Source organism: Streptomyces sp. NPDC058683, from assembly GCF_042716195.1.
In the GTDB taxonomy this organism is placed as follows: Bacteria; Actinomycetota; Actinomycetes; order Streptomycetales; family Streptomycetaceae; genus Streptomyces.
The window spans coordinates 18,337-32,869 of sequence record NZ_JBHXSK010000076.1 but is presented as its reverse complement, the minus strand read 5'-3'; the positions used below and the strand labels follow the sequence as shown (position 1 = coordinate 32,869).

General features: G+C 67.7%; 14 protein-coding genes and 2 pseudogenes. 10 read left to right on the top strand and 6 right to left on the bottom strand.

The window, feature by feature from the left end; all coding sequences use genetic code 11:
- Positions 1 to 208 precede the first annotated feature (208 nt).
- Together ACFWXC_RS48610 and ACFWXC_RS48605 are read left to right on the top strand one after the other, a co-directional pair.
- Positions 209 to 793 carry a DUF5819 family protein gene (locus tag ACFWXC_RS48610; protein WP_384489936.1) on the top strand — a complete coding sequence of 195 codons (585 nt, stop codon included), beginning with the start codon at positions 209 to 211 and terminating at the stop codon, positions 791 to 793.
- A complete protein-coding gene (locus tag ACFWXC_RS48605) occupies positions 780 to 1,928 on the top strand; it encodes an HTTM domain-containing protein (protein ID WP_384489934.1) in 1,149 nt (382 codons plus the stop codon). The genes ACFWXC_RS48610 and ACFWXC_RS48605 overlap by 14 nt, the downstream gene beginning before the upstream one ends.
- 240 nt (positions 1,929 to 2,168) lie before the next feature.
- Here ACFWXC_RS48605 and ACFWXC_RS48600 read toward each other — a convergent pair whose 3' ends face one another.
- A complete protein-coding gene (locus ACFWXC_RS48600; RefSeq protein ID WP_384489932.1) occupies positions 2,169 to 4,037 on the bottom strand; it encodes a DUF4158 domain-containing protein in 1,869 nt (622 codons plus the stop codon).
- A gap of 259 nt (positions 4,038 to 4,296) precedes the next feature.
- Between ACFWXC_RS48600 and ACFWXC_RS48595 the strand changes: the two are divergent.
- From ACFWXC_RS48595 to ACFWXC_RS48575, 5 genes and pseudogenes are all read left to right on the top strand, one after another.
- Positions 4,297 to 4,641, top strand: a pseudogene (locus tag ACFWXC_RS48595) (transposase family protein); the annotation flags it as partial.
- Positions 4,638 to 4,796: a hypothetical protein gene (locus ACFWXC_RS48590; RefSeq protein ID WP_384489930.1), complete on the top strand. Its 159-nt coding sequence runs from the start codon at positions 4,638 to 4,640 to the stop codon at positions 4,794 to 4,796. The pseudogene ACFWXC_RS48595 and the gene ACFWXC_RS48590, both read left to right, overlap by 4 nt.
- A 35-nt stretch (positions 4,797 to 4,831) precedes the next feature.
- Positions 4,832 to 5,305: a nuclear transport factor 2 family protein gene (locus ACFWXC_RS48585; RefSeq protein ID WP_384489928.1), complete on the top strand. Its 474-nt coding sequence runs from the start codon at positions 4,832 to 4,834 to the stop codon at positions 5,303 to 5,305.
- Between the two features lie 25 nt (positions 5,306 to 5,330).
- Entirely contained in the window at positions 5,331 to 5,879 is a 549-nt protein-coding gene (locus ACFWXC_RS48580) for a TetR/AcrR family transcriptional regulator (protein ID WP_384489926.1), read from the top strand.
- A 744-nt stretch (positions 5,880 to 6,623) separates the two neighbouring features.
- Positions 6,624 to 6,863, top strand: coding sequence for a hypothetical protein (locus tag ACFWXC_RS48575; RefSeq protein WP_384489924.1), 240 nt, complete (start codon positions 6,624 to 6,626; stop codon positions 6,861 to 6,863).
- 229 nt (positions 6,864 to 7,092) lie between these two features.
- On the opposite strand, the gene ACFWXC_RS48570 is transcribed toward ACFWXC_RS48575, so the two are convergent.
- From ACFWXC_RS48570 to ACFWXC_RS48550, 5 genes and pseudogenes are all read right to left on the bottom strand, one after another.
- Positions 7,093 to 7,302 carry a hypothetical protein gene (locus tag ACFWXC_RS48570; RefSeq protein WP_384489922.1) on the bottom strand — a complete coding sequence of 70 codons (210 nt, stop codon included), beginning with the start codon at positions 7,300 to 7,302 and terminating at the stop codon, positions 7,093 to 7,095.
- 153 nt (positions 7,303 to 7,455) lie between these two features.
- Positions 7,456 to 8,337: a helix-turn-helix domain-containing protein gene (locus ACFWXC_RS48565; protein ID WP_384489919.1), complete on the bottom strand. Its 882-nt coding sequence runs from the start codon at positions 8,335 to 8,337 to the stop codon at positions 7,456 to 7,458.
- A gap of 30 nt (positions 8,338 to 8,367) precedes the next feature.
- Entirely contained in the window at positions 8,368 to 8,898 is a 531-nt protein-coding gene (locus ACFWXC_RS48560) for a hypothetical protein (RefSeq protein ID WP_384489917.1), read from the bottom strand.
- Positions 8,899 to 9,010: 112 nt separating this feature from the next.
- Positions 9,011 to 9,409 carry an STAS domain-containing protein gene (locus ACFWXC_RS48555; RefSeq protein WP_384489915.1) on the bottom strand — a complete coding sequence of 133 codons (399 nt, stop codon included), beginning with the start codon at positions 9,407 to 9,409 and terminating at the stop codon, positions 9,011 to 9,013.
- A gap of 106 nt (positions 9,410 to 9,515) precedes the next feature.
- A pseudogene (locus ACFWXC_RS48550) lies at positions 9,516 to 9,962 on the bottom strand (DUF5994 family protein); the annotation flags it as partial.
- 429 nt (positions 9,963 to 10,391) lie between these two features.
- On the opposite strand from ACFWXC_RS48550, the gene ACFWXC_RS48545 reads away from it, so the two are divergent.
- The 3 genes from ACFWXC_RS48545 to ACFWXC_RS48535 all read left to right on the top strand — a co-directional run bounded on the left by ACFWXC_RS48545 (position 10,392) and on the right by ACFWXC_RS48535 (position 13,780).
- Positions 10,392 to 11,705 (top strand): ice-binding family protein, encoded by a 1,314-nt coding sequence (locus ACFWXC_RS48545; RefSeq protein ID WP_384489913.1) that lies wholly within the window; start codon positions 10,392 to 10,394, stop codon positions 11,703 to 11,705.
- Positions 11,706 to 12,006: 301 nt separating this feature from the next.
- Positions 12,007 to 12,564 (top strand): DUF5819 family protein, encoded by a 558-nt coding sequence (locus ACFWXC_RS48540; RefSeq protein WP_384489911.1) that lies wholly within the window; start codon positions 12,007 to 12,009, stop codon positions 12,562 to 12,564.
- Positions 12,554 to 13,780 carry an HTTM domain-containing protein gene (locus tag ACFWXC_RS48535; RefSeq protein WP_384489909.1) on the top strand — a complete coding sequence of 409 codons (1,227 nt, stop codon included), beginning with the start codon at positions 12,554 to 12,556 and terminating at the stop codon, positions 13,778 to 13,780. The genes ACFWXC_RS48540 and ACFWXC_RS48535 overlap by 11 nt, the downstream gene beginning before the upstream one ends.
- Positions 13,781 to 14,533 lie beyond the last annotated feature (753 nt).

The window sequence follows — 14,533 nt, the reverse complement described above, 5'->3', positions numbered from 1 at the left end:
GCAGGCAGAAGCTCAGGAGAACCAGGTGAGAAAAGTCGGGACGGAAGGACCGGACAGAGCCGTGCGGGGTGGCATTGCGTCAGCAGATGCTGACGACTCGGACGAGGCGGGCGCTAGGCCGACCGCACAGAGAGAGAACGGGAGACCGACTGCGTTCCAAGCGTCTTCAGAGCCGCCCGTCGCTCTGAAGGCCGGAGTACAAGTCGCCGTGGTCCTGTGCCTGGCGGCGGCCCTGGTGCATGTACTCCTGGTGTTCCTGCAGGTGGCACCGCCGAATCCCGTCTCCCGGCAGTACAGCCGGCAGGTCAACGCCTGGGTCTTCCCGTTGTTCGAACAGAACTGGCGGCTCTTCGCCCCCGACCCGGAGTCGGTCAACCGGCAGATTTCGGCAAGGACCATGCACACCGCCCCGGACGGCACCACCGTTGTCAGCAGCTGGTTCGACCTGACCGCCGTCGACACGGCCTCAGTGGAACACAACCCCTTCCCGAGCCACACAGCACAGAACATGCTGCGCCGGGCCTGGACTTCCTACCTCGAAACACACGGCGGCGACGACCATCCGCGCTCACCACGCGCTCTGATGATCCAGCAGTACCTGCGCAACATCGCAGCGGATCGTCTCGCCGCCCATCGCCACGGCACATTCGAGTCCATCCAGCTGAGGGTGATCACCCTGCCCATCGCCGCGCCGCCTGCAGCGGGCGGCCCCGGTCCCGGCACGGCCGCACCACGGCGCGCCGACACCCGTTACCTGCCCTGGTGGAAGGTGGCCCGCCATGCAACAGGCTGAGCAGACATCGGCCCCGGCAACCACGCCGACACACCCCGGACACGGCGCCGAGCGGGCGGGCGCACAGGTGCCGCGGCACCTGCCGGCCCGTGTCGCTGCGCTCCTCACGCTTCTGCTGGAGCAGCCGATCTCCCTGTACGCTGCGGCGGTTCTGCGCATCGGGTACGGGTTCCTCTACTTCGCCTTCCTTCTGCGCGAGTTTCCTCACCGCGACGAGATCTGGGGTCCCGACTCACCGTGGACGCCGACACTGGCCAAGCAGCTCTTCGACCAGACCGGCTGGGCCAGCATCCTCACCCTGTCCGACAGCCGGGCCTACTTCGAGGTCTGCTACACGGCAGCCATCGTCATCTCCGCATTGTTCATGCTGGGCTGGCGGACCAGAGCGGTGTCCGTGCTCTTCGCGGTCGTAGTGACGTCGTTCCACGCCAGGGCGATCTTCATGACGGACGGAGGGGACAGCCTCATCCTCCTCATGGCCCTCTACCTCGTCGTCACCGCGTGCGGCCGACGCTGGTCCCTCGACGCGCGCAGGGCCCGGCTCCAGGCATCCGCCGGCAAGGCAGTCCGGCTTCCGCTGGACCAGGCGTTCGGCGAGCTGCGACGCCATCTCCGCGACGCGCGCCTGACAGTGACCACCGTGCTGCACAACTGCGGCATGCTCGTCATCGCCGTCCAGGTCTGCTTCCTCTACGGATCCGCGGGCCTGTACAAGGTGCAGGGCGCCTCCTGGGGCAACGGCACCGCTCTCCATTACGCCCTGAATCTCGACCTGTTCCAACCTTGGCCCGCGCTCTCCGCCATGGCGGACGAACACGACGTACTGATCGCCATCGCCTGCTACCTGACGGTGCTGTTGCAGGTGGCCTTTCCGTTCGTCCTGTTCGGCAGGCTCAAGTACCCCGTCCTGACAATGCTGCTGAGCATGCACCTGGGTATCGTGCTCTTCCTGGGCCTGCCGCTCTTCTCCGGCGCGATGATCGTCGCGGACGCCGTGTTCCTTCCGGACCGCTTCTACCGGTACTTGGGACAGTTGTCGCGGCGAGTTGTGCCGTGGGCCGACGGCAGGGAGGCACCGACTCCGACCCCCGCAGAGGCTGCACTGGTACCTCCGCAGTCGGAACATACCCGCTGAGGCCGACACTTGGTGCCGCTGCACGACCGGAAATCCAGCTCGCTGACCACTCCGTGCATCGCGGCTTTCAGCCCTCGTGAGGGCCCGCAGATGCCTTCGGCGTCGCGCTCCCGGACTGCCCGACCGGGTAAAGCACCGTGGTTGGGTCCCAGGTCCAGCAGCCCCACCCGTCCAGCGCGCAGACCTGCCTTCTGTCCCGGTCTGTTGGCCGGCCGCAAGCCCGGACGGCGGTGCCCAGGCTCAGTGAGTCGCGTGCATCAGATTCCTTTTGAGCTGCGGGGAACGGGCCTGCTTGCCGCCGGCGTGGACGAAGCAGTCCAGGAAACCGGTGTGCCGGTCCATCTCCACCAGCAGCGAGGCGATCGGCACGTTCGGCAGCATCCGCTCCAGCTCGCCGTGCAGCTCCTCGGCCTCAGCGGGGATGTCCTCCGCGGTCAGCGGCGAGATGACCAACTCCCCGTCGTCGTTCAGCCGGACCGGCCCGTCACCGCGCCCCAGGACCTCCTCCAGGTCGCCCAGAGCCTCATCCAGTTCGTCCATCACCAGCGGCAGCGCCTGTGAGGCGTCGGGGCTCTTGCCGACCAGGCGGCAGAACTCGCTGCGGTGCGTCTCCCACTGGGCGGGCCTGAACAGATAGGCAGCCGGGTTGTCGTAGCGGCGCAAGCCCGGCACGAACACATCCCCCGACCGCAGGCCGTCGCGCAGCGCGAGCAGCGTGCACAGCTCCCAGTAGTGCCGGTACGCGGTCGCGTCGCCCTTGGCCGCGGCCTCGTCGAGGTAGCCCTGCCACCGGGCCGGTATGAACAGCGTCGGCGCCTTGTCGGGGACGTTGCGGGCGCCGGTCGCGTTCAGCTCCCGCAGGATCTCCAGGGCCTCGATCAGCGGCTTCGCCTCGGTGCCCCCTTTGAACCGCACCGCCTGAAGCACCTTCGGCGCGAACTGGCGGATGTAGGTGTAGGAGCCTTCCAGGAGCGCCAAGTGCCCGTGGTCCTTCGGCGGCCGCACGGTGGCCCCGGCGTTGGCGGTGATCAGCCGGGACATACCGATCTTCCCGCGCAGCAGCGTCCCCACCGCCTCGTCCGGGATACCCGCATCAGCCAGCACCGGCAGGATCTCGTCCAACAGGGCGAGCCGGTCCTCCGAAAGCCTGGCCCGCTCGGCAAGCGCTTCACGCAGCTTGATCCGGGCGCGGGACTCCGAGCCGGACAGAGCCTGGTCGAAGAGCTGGACGACGGAGTCAAGGACGTCGACGGAGGACTGCGCGAGCAGCGTCAGCAGGATCGGATGGCGCCTGCCCGGCTCGCGCCGCACCAGGGCCTGCGCGGTCAGCCGGCGCCCGATCTGGGCCAGGTAGCGGCGACGCTCGGAGGGCAGGGACGTCATGTCCAGGCTGTCCGCGCCAAGGCCGCGCAGGAACCTCAGCTTCTCGATCTCGCCGCCCACGCTCGTCGGCGACGCCTGCACCGGCCCGGTCACCAGCCAGTGCAGCCGCGAGGACTTGAGCTCCGGATCGACGACCAGCAGCCCGTCCAGGCCCTGAGCCCGCTCGGGGTAGAGCAGGTGGGCCACGCGGGCGTGGGTCTCCCGTTCGGCGGCCTCGCGGGCGGTGGCGACCTTCTCCAGCAGCGAGACCACCCCCGACCGGATCACCTTCGCCGCGCGCAGGTACTCACAGCCCAGCCGGAACAGCAGACTCGGGGAGTCGTGTTCCATCGCACGGGCCAGCAGGAACTCGTCCAGTTCCTTGAGCTCGATGCTCTTCGCGGGCTTCCACCCCAGGTACTCGGCGATCTCCCGCAGATGATCGGTACGGGTCTGCTCACGCTCCCCGTAGCCCGCCAGATCGGCGACAGCGAGGCCGAGCTGGCGGGCCAGGCGGCCGACCGCCGCAGGCGGAGCGGCGAGCACCTCGTCAGGGACGAAGCCTAGCCAGGGCAGCGTAGACAGTTGCACGGCGGCACCGAGCACGTTCTGGGCACGGCGGAACTTCCGCAAGAACGCCTCGTCGGCTGGAATGAGGGTGAAGTAGCGGATCAGCTCGTCCTTGCCGATCGTCGGGAAAGACCGTAAGCCCTCCAGTTCCTCATCCGAGAACACCCGCGTGGCCATCGGCCCCTCCCACCCCAGTCGATCAACACAGACGGCACCACCGGTACCCGGCCGGTTGGTGCGGGCAGACGAAAACCCCGAACCAGCGTCAGCAGGACGGGGGTTGCACTACTCTGCGGCGCCCGCGAGGCGGGCGGGTCTCTCATCGCGCAGGTTCGCCATGGTCGGGTCCGCCTTGATCTGCTTCGAGAGATCAGCCCAGATCAGGGGCTGCCGCAGCTGCTTAGCGTTGTTTTTTCGGCGAGAACTGCTGGGACCCCGCATGCCAGAGATCACCGCCTGCCGCCACGACAAGCTCACCGCCCACCTGCGGGCCACCGGTCTCGGCGCCATCACCGACCTGGGATTCGTCGGACTCGACGACAGCGGTCCCGACGCCGATCCGGCGGTGATCACCGGCTACAAGGCCGCCCGAAACCGGCCGCTGACGCGAGGGCAGAAGCTGTCCAACAAGGCGCTGGCCGCAGTGCGGGCGCCGGTCGAGCACGGCTTCGCCCACCTGAAGAACTGGCGCGTCCTCGGCAAGGTACGCAGCGACCCGAAGTGGGCGACCGCCTTGGTAAGGTCCCTGCTGGTCCTGACGAACCGCGAAGTCTCCCGGTGACCGACGATCTTCCCCGAAGCGTGGCGGGCGCCGATAGTACCGGGCCGCCGCCCGCCGCCGAGGGGCGTCTTCTGGACGCCATCCCCTACGTGAACCGGACCGGGATCCCCTGGCGTCACCTCCTGCTCGCCTACCCGCAACGGCTGCCGCCGTAGTAGGTTATAGGTCGACCACTAATGTAGGAGTGAAGATGACAGTCAAGGAAGACGACGCCAGCCGCCGCGCCGCTGCCCAGCACGCCCTGGCCGAGCACCTGCGCCTTACCGCCGCAGGACGCACCGACGAATGGGTGGAGCTGTTCGCCCCGGACGCGGTGCTCGAGTTCCCGTACGCGCCGGCCGGCGTCCCCCAGCGGGTGACGGGGCGAGAGGCACTGCGCGCGCACATGAGCAACTTTCCCGAGACCTTCGACGTGGAGTTCGTCGACTTGGTGTTCCATGACACGGTCGATCCCACTCTGGTGATCGCTGAATTCCGCTCGAAGGGCACTGCGCTGCCGACCGGCAAGCCGTACGAGCAGACGTGCATCTCCGTCGTGCGGACCGATGACGACGCGCGGATCACCCACTACCTGGACTACTGGAATCCGCTGGTGGCGATCGAGGCGCTCACGCCCAACGACGCGCCGTCCGACTCTGACCGCAGCGTGACGTTTGGAGGCTGAGGGGAGCCGTGTTTGACTGACGCCCATGCCTGCCGCCGGTACCAGCACGAAGAGCGACGAACGACGTCGGACCATCATGGCCGCCGCGGTCGACTGCTTCGCGCAAAAAGGTTTCTACGGTACGACGACACACGAGATCGCAGAGTGGGTCGGCATCTCTCAGCCGTATCTCTACCGCCTGTACCCGAACAAGGAAGCACTGTTCGCGGCGGCGGTCGACCACGTGTCCGTCGTCATGACCGAAACGCTGGTCGCTCACTCGCCGGCGTCGGGCGGGGCAGGGTTGGCTCCCGAGGCGGCGTTGGATGCCGCACGCGGCGCCTATGCCGCGCTCGTCGCGGACCGGAGCATCCTGCGTTTCCTCATGCACGCGAACTGTGCCGTCGGCGAGCCGCTGGTGGCACAGGCCGTGCGCCGGTGCTACGCCAAGCAGGTTGACACCGTTCGGCAGCTGCTGGGCGACGACGACGCCGTGCGGCGCTGGTTCGGCGCCGGAATGCTCGACAACGTGGTGGCCGTGCTGGGTCTGGCCGACATCGATGAGCCGTGGGCGCACGTCCTCACCGCTCGATGACCCGACACCGGCAGTTCGGCGACGACGGCCCCGATTCTTCCTCGTAGGCCAGCTCGGCCGGTGGGACTCGGCTTCTTCGCCCAGGCGATCACGAGCTCCCCCCGCTCGGCCTGGACCTCCTGCAGCTGCTTGGCCAACTCCGCAGCGACGTGCCCAGTTCACTCCGGCGAGCCGTGATCCGCTCCAGCTCCTGCATCCCCGCACCCTCCCACGCTCTCCCGGCGTACCTGCCCGGCCGCGGATCGTAAGAGCGGCGCAGCAGAACCCGAAGACGGCCCCGAACGACATGTCAGACGATCTTCGCCATGGACACTGGCCGACGACCAGTGCGAGTAGCTCTCCCGACCCTCACACCAGACCCGTGACCAGCAACTTCACGATGCACACCACTCAGTGGATGTTGCTGCCTGACTTCGATGGCCCCTGGTCTCTGAGGGGAAACCAGGGGCCGTCTGCCATGGCAATCGGTCACCGGGGCCAAACGTGTCGTGGTCCCCCAGCACGAGCCGAGGAAAGCAGCCGCGGAACCACGGGACACCGGTGCACGCGTGCCATTCCCAATAACGTCTGTCACCGGCCGAGGTCACGGCACCAGGCCGCATACCCCAACGCTCTCAGGCCGCTGCGGCCTCGCGGGACCGGACATGATCCGGGACGGATCGCCACCGACCTGGCGGTGATGCTCGCCGACGTTGCGATCTGATTCCGCACGACCTGCCGCCGCGCGGCGCGGTGAGGTACCACTTGACCGAGCGTTGCGACGGCGGCATCGGCCAGACCATCCACGACCTGCTGCGCTGGCAGGTGTGGGGGAAGGCGAGGCGGAAAGCGGACACGAGCCTGGTGGTGCTCGACACCCAGAGCGTGCACGCGGCAGCCGGGGTCCCGGCTGAGTCGACGGGGCGTGATGCGGCAAAAAAAATACCGGGCCGCAAGCGCGGCCGACTGACCGGGGCCACCGCTACGGCCTGGCACAGCGCATGACCGGCGGGGAGCTGACCCTCGGGGTGGTACTGGCACGACTGGAGATGCGGAAACGGGAGACCGCCGCAACAAGCCGGGACGGCAAGGGAGCAGATCACGCAGCTGACCGCACGGCTTGACGAGCTCGGCTGGGCCGCCGAGGAGGTCCGACTTACCCGCAAGACGCTGCTGGAGCTGCCCGATCCGCAACCGCCCGCGCCGCCGACGCCGAAACGCCGGCCCATCCGGCCTACCAGCAGATCATGGCGGTGTTCGCCGCCGGAGCCGCTGCGGGGCGCGGCAGGTGTGCGAGGCGATGGACATAGAGATCGCGCCCAACAACATCAACAACACCCGCCTGAAGCTCAAGCGGCTGACCGAGCGCAGAATCCTGGTCGAGACCGAGCAGGGCTTGTTCCCGCGAATCCGAACTGCGCGGCAGGTGCTCGTAGTCCCACACCGGCCGACGATGGAGACGGATCTCCTGCGGCCCGGCGCCGTTCAAAGGTGCCGCTACCACTCGCTCCGCCCCAGGTCAGAACATCCAGTCTCCCACCGAACCCCGGACAAGGACTTGGAGAACGTGTTGGGTGCAACTCCCTCGGTGAGGCCGTCAGAGTACTGAGGGGCGGCTTGCCGCGTCGATGTGTGACTTGGTGGCGTCGGTGATGAAGTCGTGCGTGCTGTCCGGGCTGAGGGCTCGGGCCTGGAGGTGGTCGTACATCATGGCGTACTGCTGTACGGCGGATTGTCTTTCCAGGTAAAGGTCGCTGGTGAAGCGTTCCAGGTACACCACCCCTGTCTGCGGGCCGTCGGCGAACTGCAGGATGGAGAACTGTCCTGACAGGCCCGGGTGGGCGCCCACCGTGTAGGGGAGGACTCGCACGGTGATGTGCGGCTCGGCGCCGAGTGCGTTCAGATGCTCCAGCTGCTCGCGCATGACGTCGGGACCGCCGACGACACGGCGCAGTGCCGATTCCTCCAGGACGACCCGCAGACGCAGTGGTGAGGTGGGGTCGTAGATCCGGTGCTGACGGCGTAGCAGCACCTTGAGGCGCCGGGCGGCCTGTTCGGCAGTGACCGGGGGAATCGTTTCCTCGATGACGGCACTGGCGTAGGCAGGGGTCTGCAGCAGGCTGGGAATCACCATGGGCTCATAGGCATGGATCGAGGCGGCGTCCATCTCGAGGCCGATATGGACGCTGTGGGGGTGCTCTCCGTAGGCGCTCCACCATCCCTGCTGTCCCGACTCCTGGGCCATGCGCATCAGGGAGTCGACGACCTGGTGGTCCGTCACCCCGTAGATGGCGCAAAGGTCGCGTACATCGCGGGGGCTGATGGCACGGCGGCCGTTCTCCATATGGCTGATCTTGGGCTGGGAGACCATGAGCCGCTCAGCCACTTCCGTGCTCTTCAGCCCACTGTCATGGCGGAGCCGGCGCAGTTCGGCCCCCAGACGGCGTCTCCTCATGGTGGGACTGATGATCACCGTCATGCGCGGGGTACCTCCGGATCCACGTTGTTGTCAGATCCGAAGGCTGCCATGGGACACGACTTGTCGATCATGTGCCATGCCGTCGTGTGCGTGGACCGGTGAAACGGACTGTGACGTTGTCATTTTCCTTTCCTGTACCGACATGCCGGCTCTTCGTGCCGCTGCGTCCCGGAGTCGTGCGCGAGGCCGTCCGGGGTGGCGCCGAGCGAGGCGCGGTTGATCTGCGAGCAGCCGTTCCTGCGGGCGGCGGGTGAAGTCTCGGTCCTTGTGGTGCGGGTGGACCACGGTTCCGGTAATGGCGAAGACACGCCCGGATGTCGTGAGCTGCTGGATGTGCTGAGGGAGTGTCGGCTTGAGTCCCTGCCACCAGGAACCGTCCCGGCGTGCAACAGACCCGAAGGCGCACCCGAGCAGCGTGGAGGTCTGGGCGACCAGCATCGCGAGCCCTGGCCTCCGGACGCCGTCCATGAGACGCCGCAAGAAGAAGTCCGGACGGTTGTGGTGCTCCTCACCGGCGGCCGTGTCGGAGGATTCGACGTACAGGTCGGCCAGGTCTTCCATGAGGCTCTCCGCCTGCCGGCGGTTGAGTCGGCGCAGCCGCACCGTGTCTGCGTCCAGGCGATCGGCTCGTGGCCGCCGAGTTCCCATGGTTGCCCGGCCCCGGATCGCCCGCTCACCGCACACGCTCCGGGGCGGGGTCTGTGGATTCGACGACGCGTGCCGCAGGGCCGGCCGGGCTTGTGAGGAGATCGTCCGGCAGGCCGGAGCGCAGGAAGTCGTTGCCGGTGAGGGCGAGGATGCGAGCCAGTACCGGAGGCGGGTGGTGCAACCGAAAGGATCCACCGGCCACGGCGGTGGCCCGCGACGCGTGGAGGAAGACGTTGAGGCCGGTCACGTCGCAGAAGGTGACGGCGGTCAGATCTACGTCGACGACGCGGATGCCGTTGAGCAGGCATCGTCCCAGCGACTCGCGCACGAGGCCCTCCGTGTTCAGGTCGATCTCTCCGACCAGGGTGATCAACGCCCGCCGGTGCTTGTCGCGCCGATAAAGGGTCAGCTGTGGAATGGGCATGGCACCTCGGTTCAGGAAACCGGCCCCGCATGGGCCGTTTTGTCGCAGCGGGCCACGGGGTGGCACCGGAGCATTACCCCCCAGGTGCCCCGTGCCGGAGTCAGCCCTCGCCGATCAGACCGGTCGCCGTGAGGATCCGCGACGGGTCGGTGGCCGCGGCCATCAGCCGGGCCGCGGTGGCCGGCTCTGTCTCCGGTGGGATCACCAGCAGGTCCCAGCGGCCGACGGTGTAGGAGAGCAGCATCAGCTTGTGCGGGTCTTGCTCGGCCGCGAACCAGCCGACGTGCACCACGTGCCCGTGGACGGGCACCTTTCGCGGGATGACCGGCCAGAACGTGGGGTTCACCGTTACCCGGGTGATCCGCCCCCACAGCGGGTCGAGGACCTCGATGAGCGCCGGAAGCTCCGCCATGAGATCGCGGGAGCGAGGCCACCAAGCGCCGTCGATCAGTGCTGGAGCGGTGCCAGCGGGTGCCAGTTCGAGTCTGAGCAGCGACGAAGAAGCAGGAATTCGGTCTTCGACCGCGGGCGTCAACAGAATGGTCGCGGTCATGTTGCGGACCCAACCCCGGGCCGGTCACGGCCGGCCCGGTTGTGGTGAATCGCCGGGAACGACACCGGCGTGGAAGCTGGTGCTCGAAATGCTCTCGGTAATCACCAGGGTACTCCTCGTCAACGCCTCACGGACCGACGCGGGCCTGCGGGCTGGACGGAAGACCGGGGCCAGGGCGGCCGACTGGACCGGAAGAAGCACCCCTGACATACGATCCGCGAATTCAGGTGAATGCGCCGGACAATCGGAAATATGAATTTACCAACACCTGCCATGCATTTGGGGGTTTAATTCCCCGCGACCTCAACTCTCCTTCGATTGCCGTTGCCGCGCAAAGATTTCTCCGTAATATGCAGCGACCAGATCCAGGCACCCGGGCAATTTGGCAGGGCCCGGTACGCCACGGCCCCCACAGAAAATGGCCTCTCGATGAAGCTGAAAATCTCTCAAACAGCTCGCGGCCGCGCCTTGCCCGGCTTGCTGGCCTCGGCCCTCGCCTCCACGGTTGCCGCGGCGATGGTCGTCATGACGCCCGCGCAGGCAGTCGCCATCGCTACACCCGTACCGCTGGCCACGACCGCGAGCTACTCCGTTCTGGCAGGTGCGGGAGTCACCAACACCGGCCCCTCGCTGATCAGCCACGACCTCGGGACGCACCCGACCCCGGCCATCACAGGCTTCCCGCCCGGCCAGGTACTCGGCGCCGTGCACGCCGCCGACGCCGAAGCGCTGAAGGCCAAGTCCGACCTGGTCACGGCGTACAACCAAGCGGCCGGCCAGGCGAAGGACTTTGACCTCGCAGCGGGAATCGGAACTGGCACCACGCTTATCCCGGGCGTCTACACCGCTACATCCGGTGTCGGACTCACCGGCGACCTGATCCTGGATGCCAAGGGGAACCCGAATTCCGTCTGGGTGTTCCAGATTCCGGAAGCCCTGACGACAGCGTCCTCCAGCCGAGTGCTCCTGACGAACGGCGCTTCGCCGTGCAACGTGTACTGGCAGATCGGGAGTTCGGCCACGCTGGGCACCACCTCGACCTTCGTGGGCACCATCATGGCGCTGACGGACATCCACGTGACCAACGGGACGAACATCGAGGGCCGGGCGCTGGCCCGCAACGGTGAGGTGACGCTCGACAACAACCGCATCTTCCTCAACAACTGCGCGACCAGCACGACCGGTGGCACCACGACCGGCACCACGAGCGGTACGACGACCGGAACCACCAGCGGTACGACGACCGGTGGCACCACGACGACCGGTACGACCACCGGTACGACCACTGGAACCACGACCGGCACCACCCTTGGCGTGACCGGTGGCGGTCTGGTCAGCGGGGGTCTGGTCACTGGCGGCCTGCTGGGCGGGCCGATCGTCGGGACCGGCGGCACCTCGGGGAACGTCTCCGGCAACACCGCCGGGAACACCTCGGGCAACACCGCGGGGAACAACGGCACGTCTGGGAACACGTCGGGCAGCACCGCCGGGGACACCGCGGGTGGGCACGGCGGCAAGCCCGGTGAGCAGGACAACAAGCCCGGCGGCCCGGGCCACGGTGGCGGCCATCACGAGCATGGCAAGCCGGGCGAGGAGCATCAGGGCGGGCCCGGCAAGCCGGAGAACGGCAAGCCTGAGAACGGCGAGGACTACGCCAACTACGACTACGGCAAGTACGACTTCGGCAAGTACGCCAACTACGGCTATGGCAACACACCGAAGTCCGAGGGCCACGAAGGCTAGGCGGCAGGCTGCGAGAGGTCCGTACATCGGATGACGGCGCGCGGCGGGATCCCCTCGATTCCGCCGCGCGCCGCTGGCGTCGGCCGGTCCGCAGAGACCTCAGGCGCCGGGCAGCGGATACGAGAAGGCAAGGTGGGCGGTGTCGAGCGGAATTGATTCAGCGCACGTGCGGGAAACCGGAGAGTCCGATGCCGGTCCGCTTCCATGGGAGGGGTACGACGGCGAGGACCTACCCGGCGAGCGGTCCGCAACAGCCAGGGCGCTGAGAACGGGGCTGCACACTGCCGTCCTCCTGTGTCTGGTGACGACCCTGGTCCATCTCGGTGCCGTCTTTCTTCATGTGGCACCTGCCAACTCCGTCTCAAGGCGGTACAGCCAGCAGGTCGACGCATGGGTGTATCCCCTCTTCGAACAGAACTGGCGGCTCTTCGCCCCCAACCCCGACTCGGTCAACCGGCAGGTCCTGGCGAGAACCGCGCACACCGCGTCCAACGGCTCGATGCGGGTCAGCCCGTGGGCCGACCTGACCGCCATGGACCGTGCCGCGGTCGAGCACAACCCGTTTCCGAGCCACACGGCCCAGAACCTCCTGCGCCGTGCCTGGGCCTCCTACGTCGACACGCACGGAGAGAACGACACGGCACGCTCGGACCGGGCCGTGATGATGCAGAAGTATCTGAGCAACATCGCCGCCGACCGCCTCGCCGACCACGACGACGGCCGCTCCTTCGAGTTCGTCCAGCTCCGGGTCGTCACGCTGCCCGTGGCCGCGCCCGGCACGGCGGCCGGGCACCGGCCGCCGACGCCGGTGGAGAACCGGCTCCTGCCCTGGTGGAAGGTGACCCCCTATGGGAAATGAGCAGATCCGCGAACTCCCCGCCACGGCGGTCACGCAGGACCGGCTCGTGGGCCACGACGCATGGACCGCAGACGCGCTCTGCCGTCGGCTCCCCGCCCGAGCCGACGCCTTGTGGGCACTTGTCACCGGCCGGCCGGTGTCCCTGTACGCCACGTCGGTTCTGCGCATCGGCTACGGGCTGCTCTACCTGGTCTTTCTCCTGCGCGAATTCCCTCACCGGTACGAGATCTGGGGGCCCGGCTCCCCGTGGACGCCCGCGTTGGCGGCACAGCTCTTCGACCAGACGGGCTGGTACAGCTTCCTGATCCTGTCGGACAGCCGTGCCTACTTCGAGCTGTGCTACGTGCTGGCCCTCGTGACGTCCGCGCTGTTCATGCTGGGCTGGCGGACCCGGGCCACGTCCGTCCTCTTCGCCGTCGTGGTGACCTCGTTCCACGCCAGAGCGATCTTCATGACGGACGGGGGCGACAATCTCGTCCTGCTGATGGCTCTCTATCTCGTGCTCACCGCGTGCGGCCGGCGCTGGTCCCTGGACGCGCGCCGAAAGCGGATCAAGGCGGCGCGGGCGGACAACGCGCCGGAGCAGGTGCGGAGCTCTCCCGCTCAGCAGCTCCGTGCGGCGCGCGGCAGGCTGGTCACGGTGGTGCACAACTGCGGCGTCTTCGTCATCGCGGTGCAGGTTTGCCTTCTGTACGGATCGGCCGGCCTGTACAAGGTGCAGGGCTCTTTCTGGGACGACGGCACGGCCCTCCACTACGTGCTGAACCTCGACCTCTTCCAGCCCTGGCCCGAGCTCTCCCATCTCCTGGACCAGTACCCGCTCCTGATCGCGATCGTCGGTTACCTGACCGTTCTCACACAGGTCGCTTTCCCGTTCGTGCTCTTCGGCAGGCTCAAGTACCCCGTGCTCACCATGCTGCTGGGCATGCACATCGGTATCGCGGTGGTCCTGGGACTGCCTCTCTTCTCAGGCACGATGATCATCGCGGACGCCGTGTTCCTTCCCGACCGCTTCTACGCCTCCCTGCCTCACCTCGCCCGGCGCGCAGCCCGGAGATCCGGCGTGCGGACGCCGGCGCCCCGGCCGGGAGCAGGGCTCGGATCCGTACCCCCGCAGGGCGGCCACTCCGCTTGCCGGGAGGGGAGCAGGCCGATGTCCCGTCCGGGAACCGGTCGCAGCGGTCCGGCGCCGTCCGGGCCGACGGTGACGGAATAGGAGCCGTGCGGGACCGGCACCCGCGGCGCTCATTCGCGCGCGGAGCATGGCGGACGGTACCGAGGGCATCTCGCACACCGGTGTCCACACCGGGTCGCTCTCGGCGAGCGATGAAACCGGGGTCGCCACAGAGACGGCCCGGAGACGGGTCCGCACATGTTGGCGGCCTTGCACCCAGCCCTGCCGCACCCCGAACCCGTCACGGTTCCAGCCGAGTCATGAGCGTACGAGGGCGGCGCCCCTTCGAACTCCCGCCGCCGGCACAGGCCGTTCGCCTCGGTGACGGTGCCGCAGTCCAGCAGATCAAGTCCCTAGCCGGGATCTGGCGCATCGACCAGCTCATCGACGAAGCACCGAGGGTGGCTGCCCGCAGTCGGTTCGCCCTGTTTCTTCTGTGTGATCGCGGGTCGGTGGCAGACACGGCGTCGGATGCCGCAGCGCTGCCCGGCCCGGCGGCCGACCATGCGGTGGCCGCCGACGCCTCGGTGATACTCACGTCTGAGGGAGCAAGACGAAGGGGAGAACCAGTAATCCCTGGTCCACGTCAAGATATCGCCCGTAACGCCCGCACCGCACATAATGCGCACGCACAAAACCGCAGTTCAGGCACCCTTCCTAGGGGAGCAGGGTATCCGTCAATGGCCGGTTACCGAAACCGGTGATTCCGCGGACTATTGGCAGTCCGCCACGTCTCCCCGCTTCCCCACTGCTGCGGAAGCAACTAAACGCGAAAGGCACTGTTGACAGGAATGC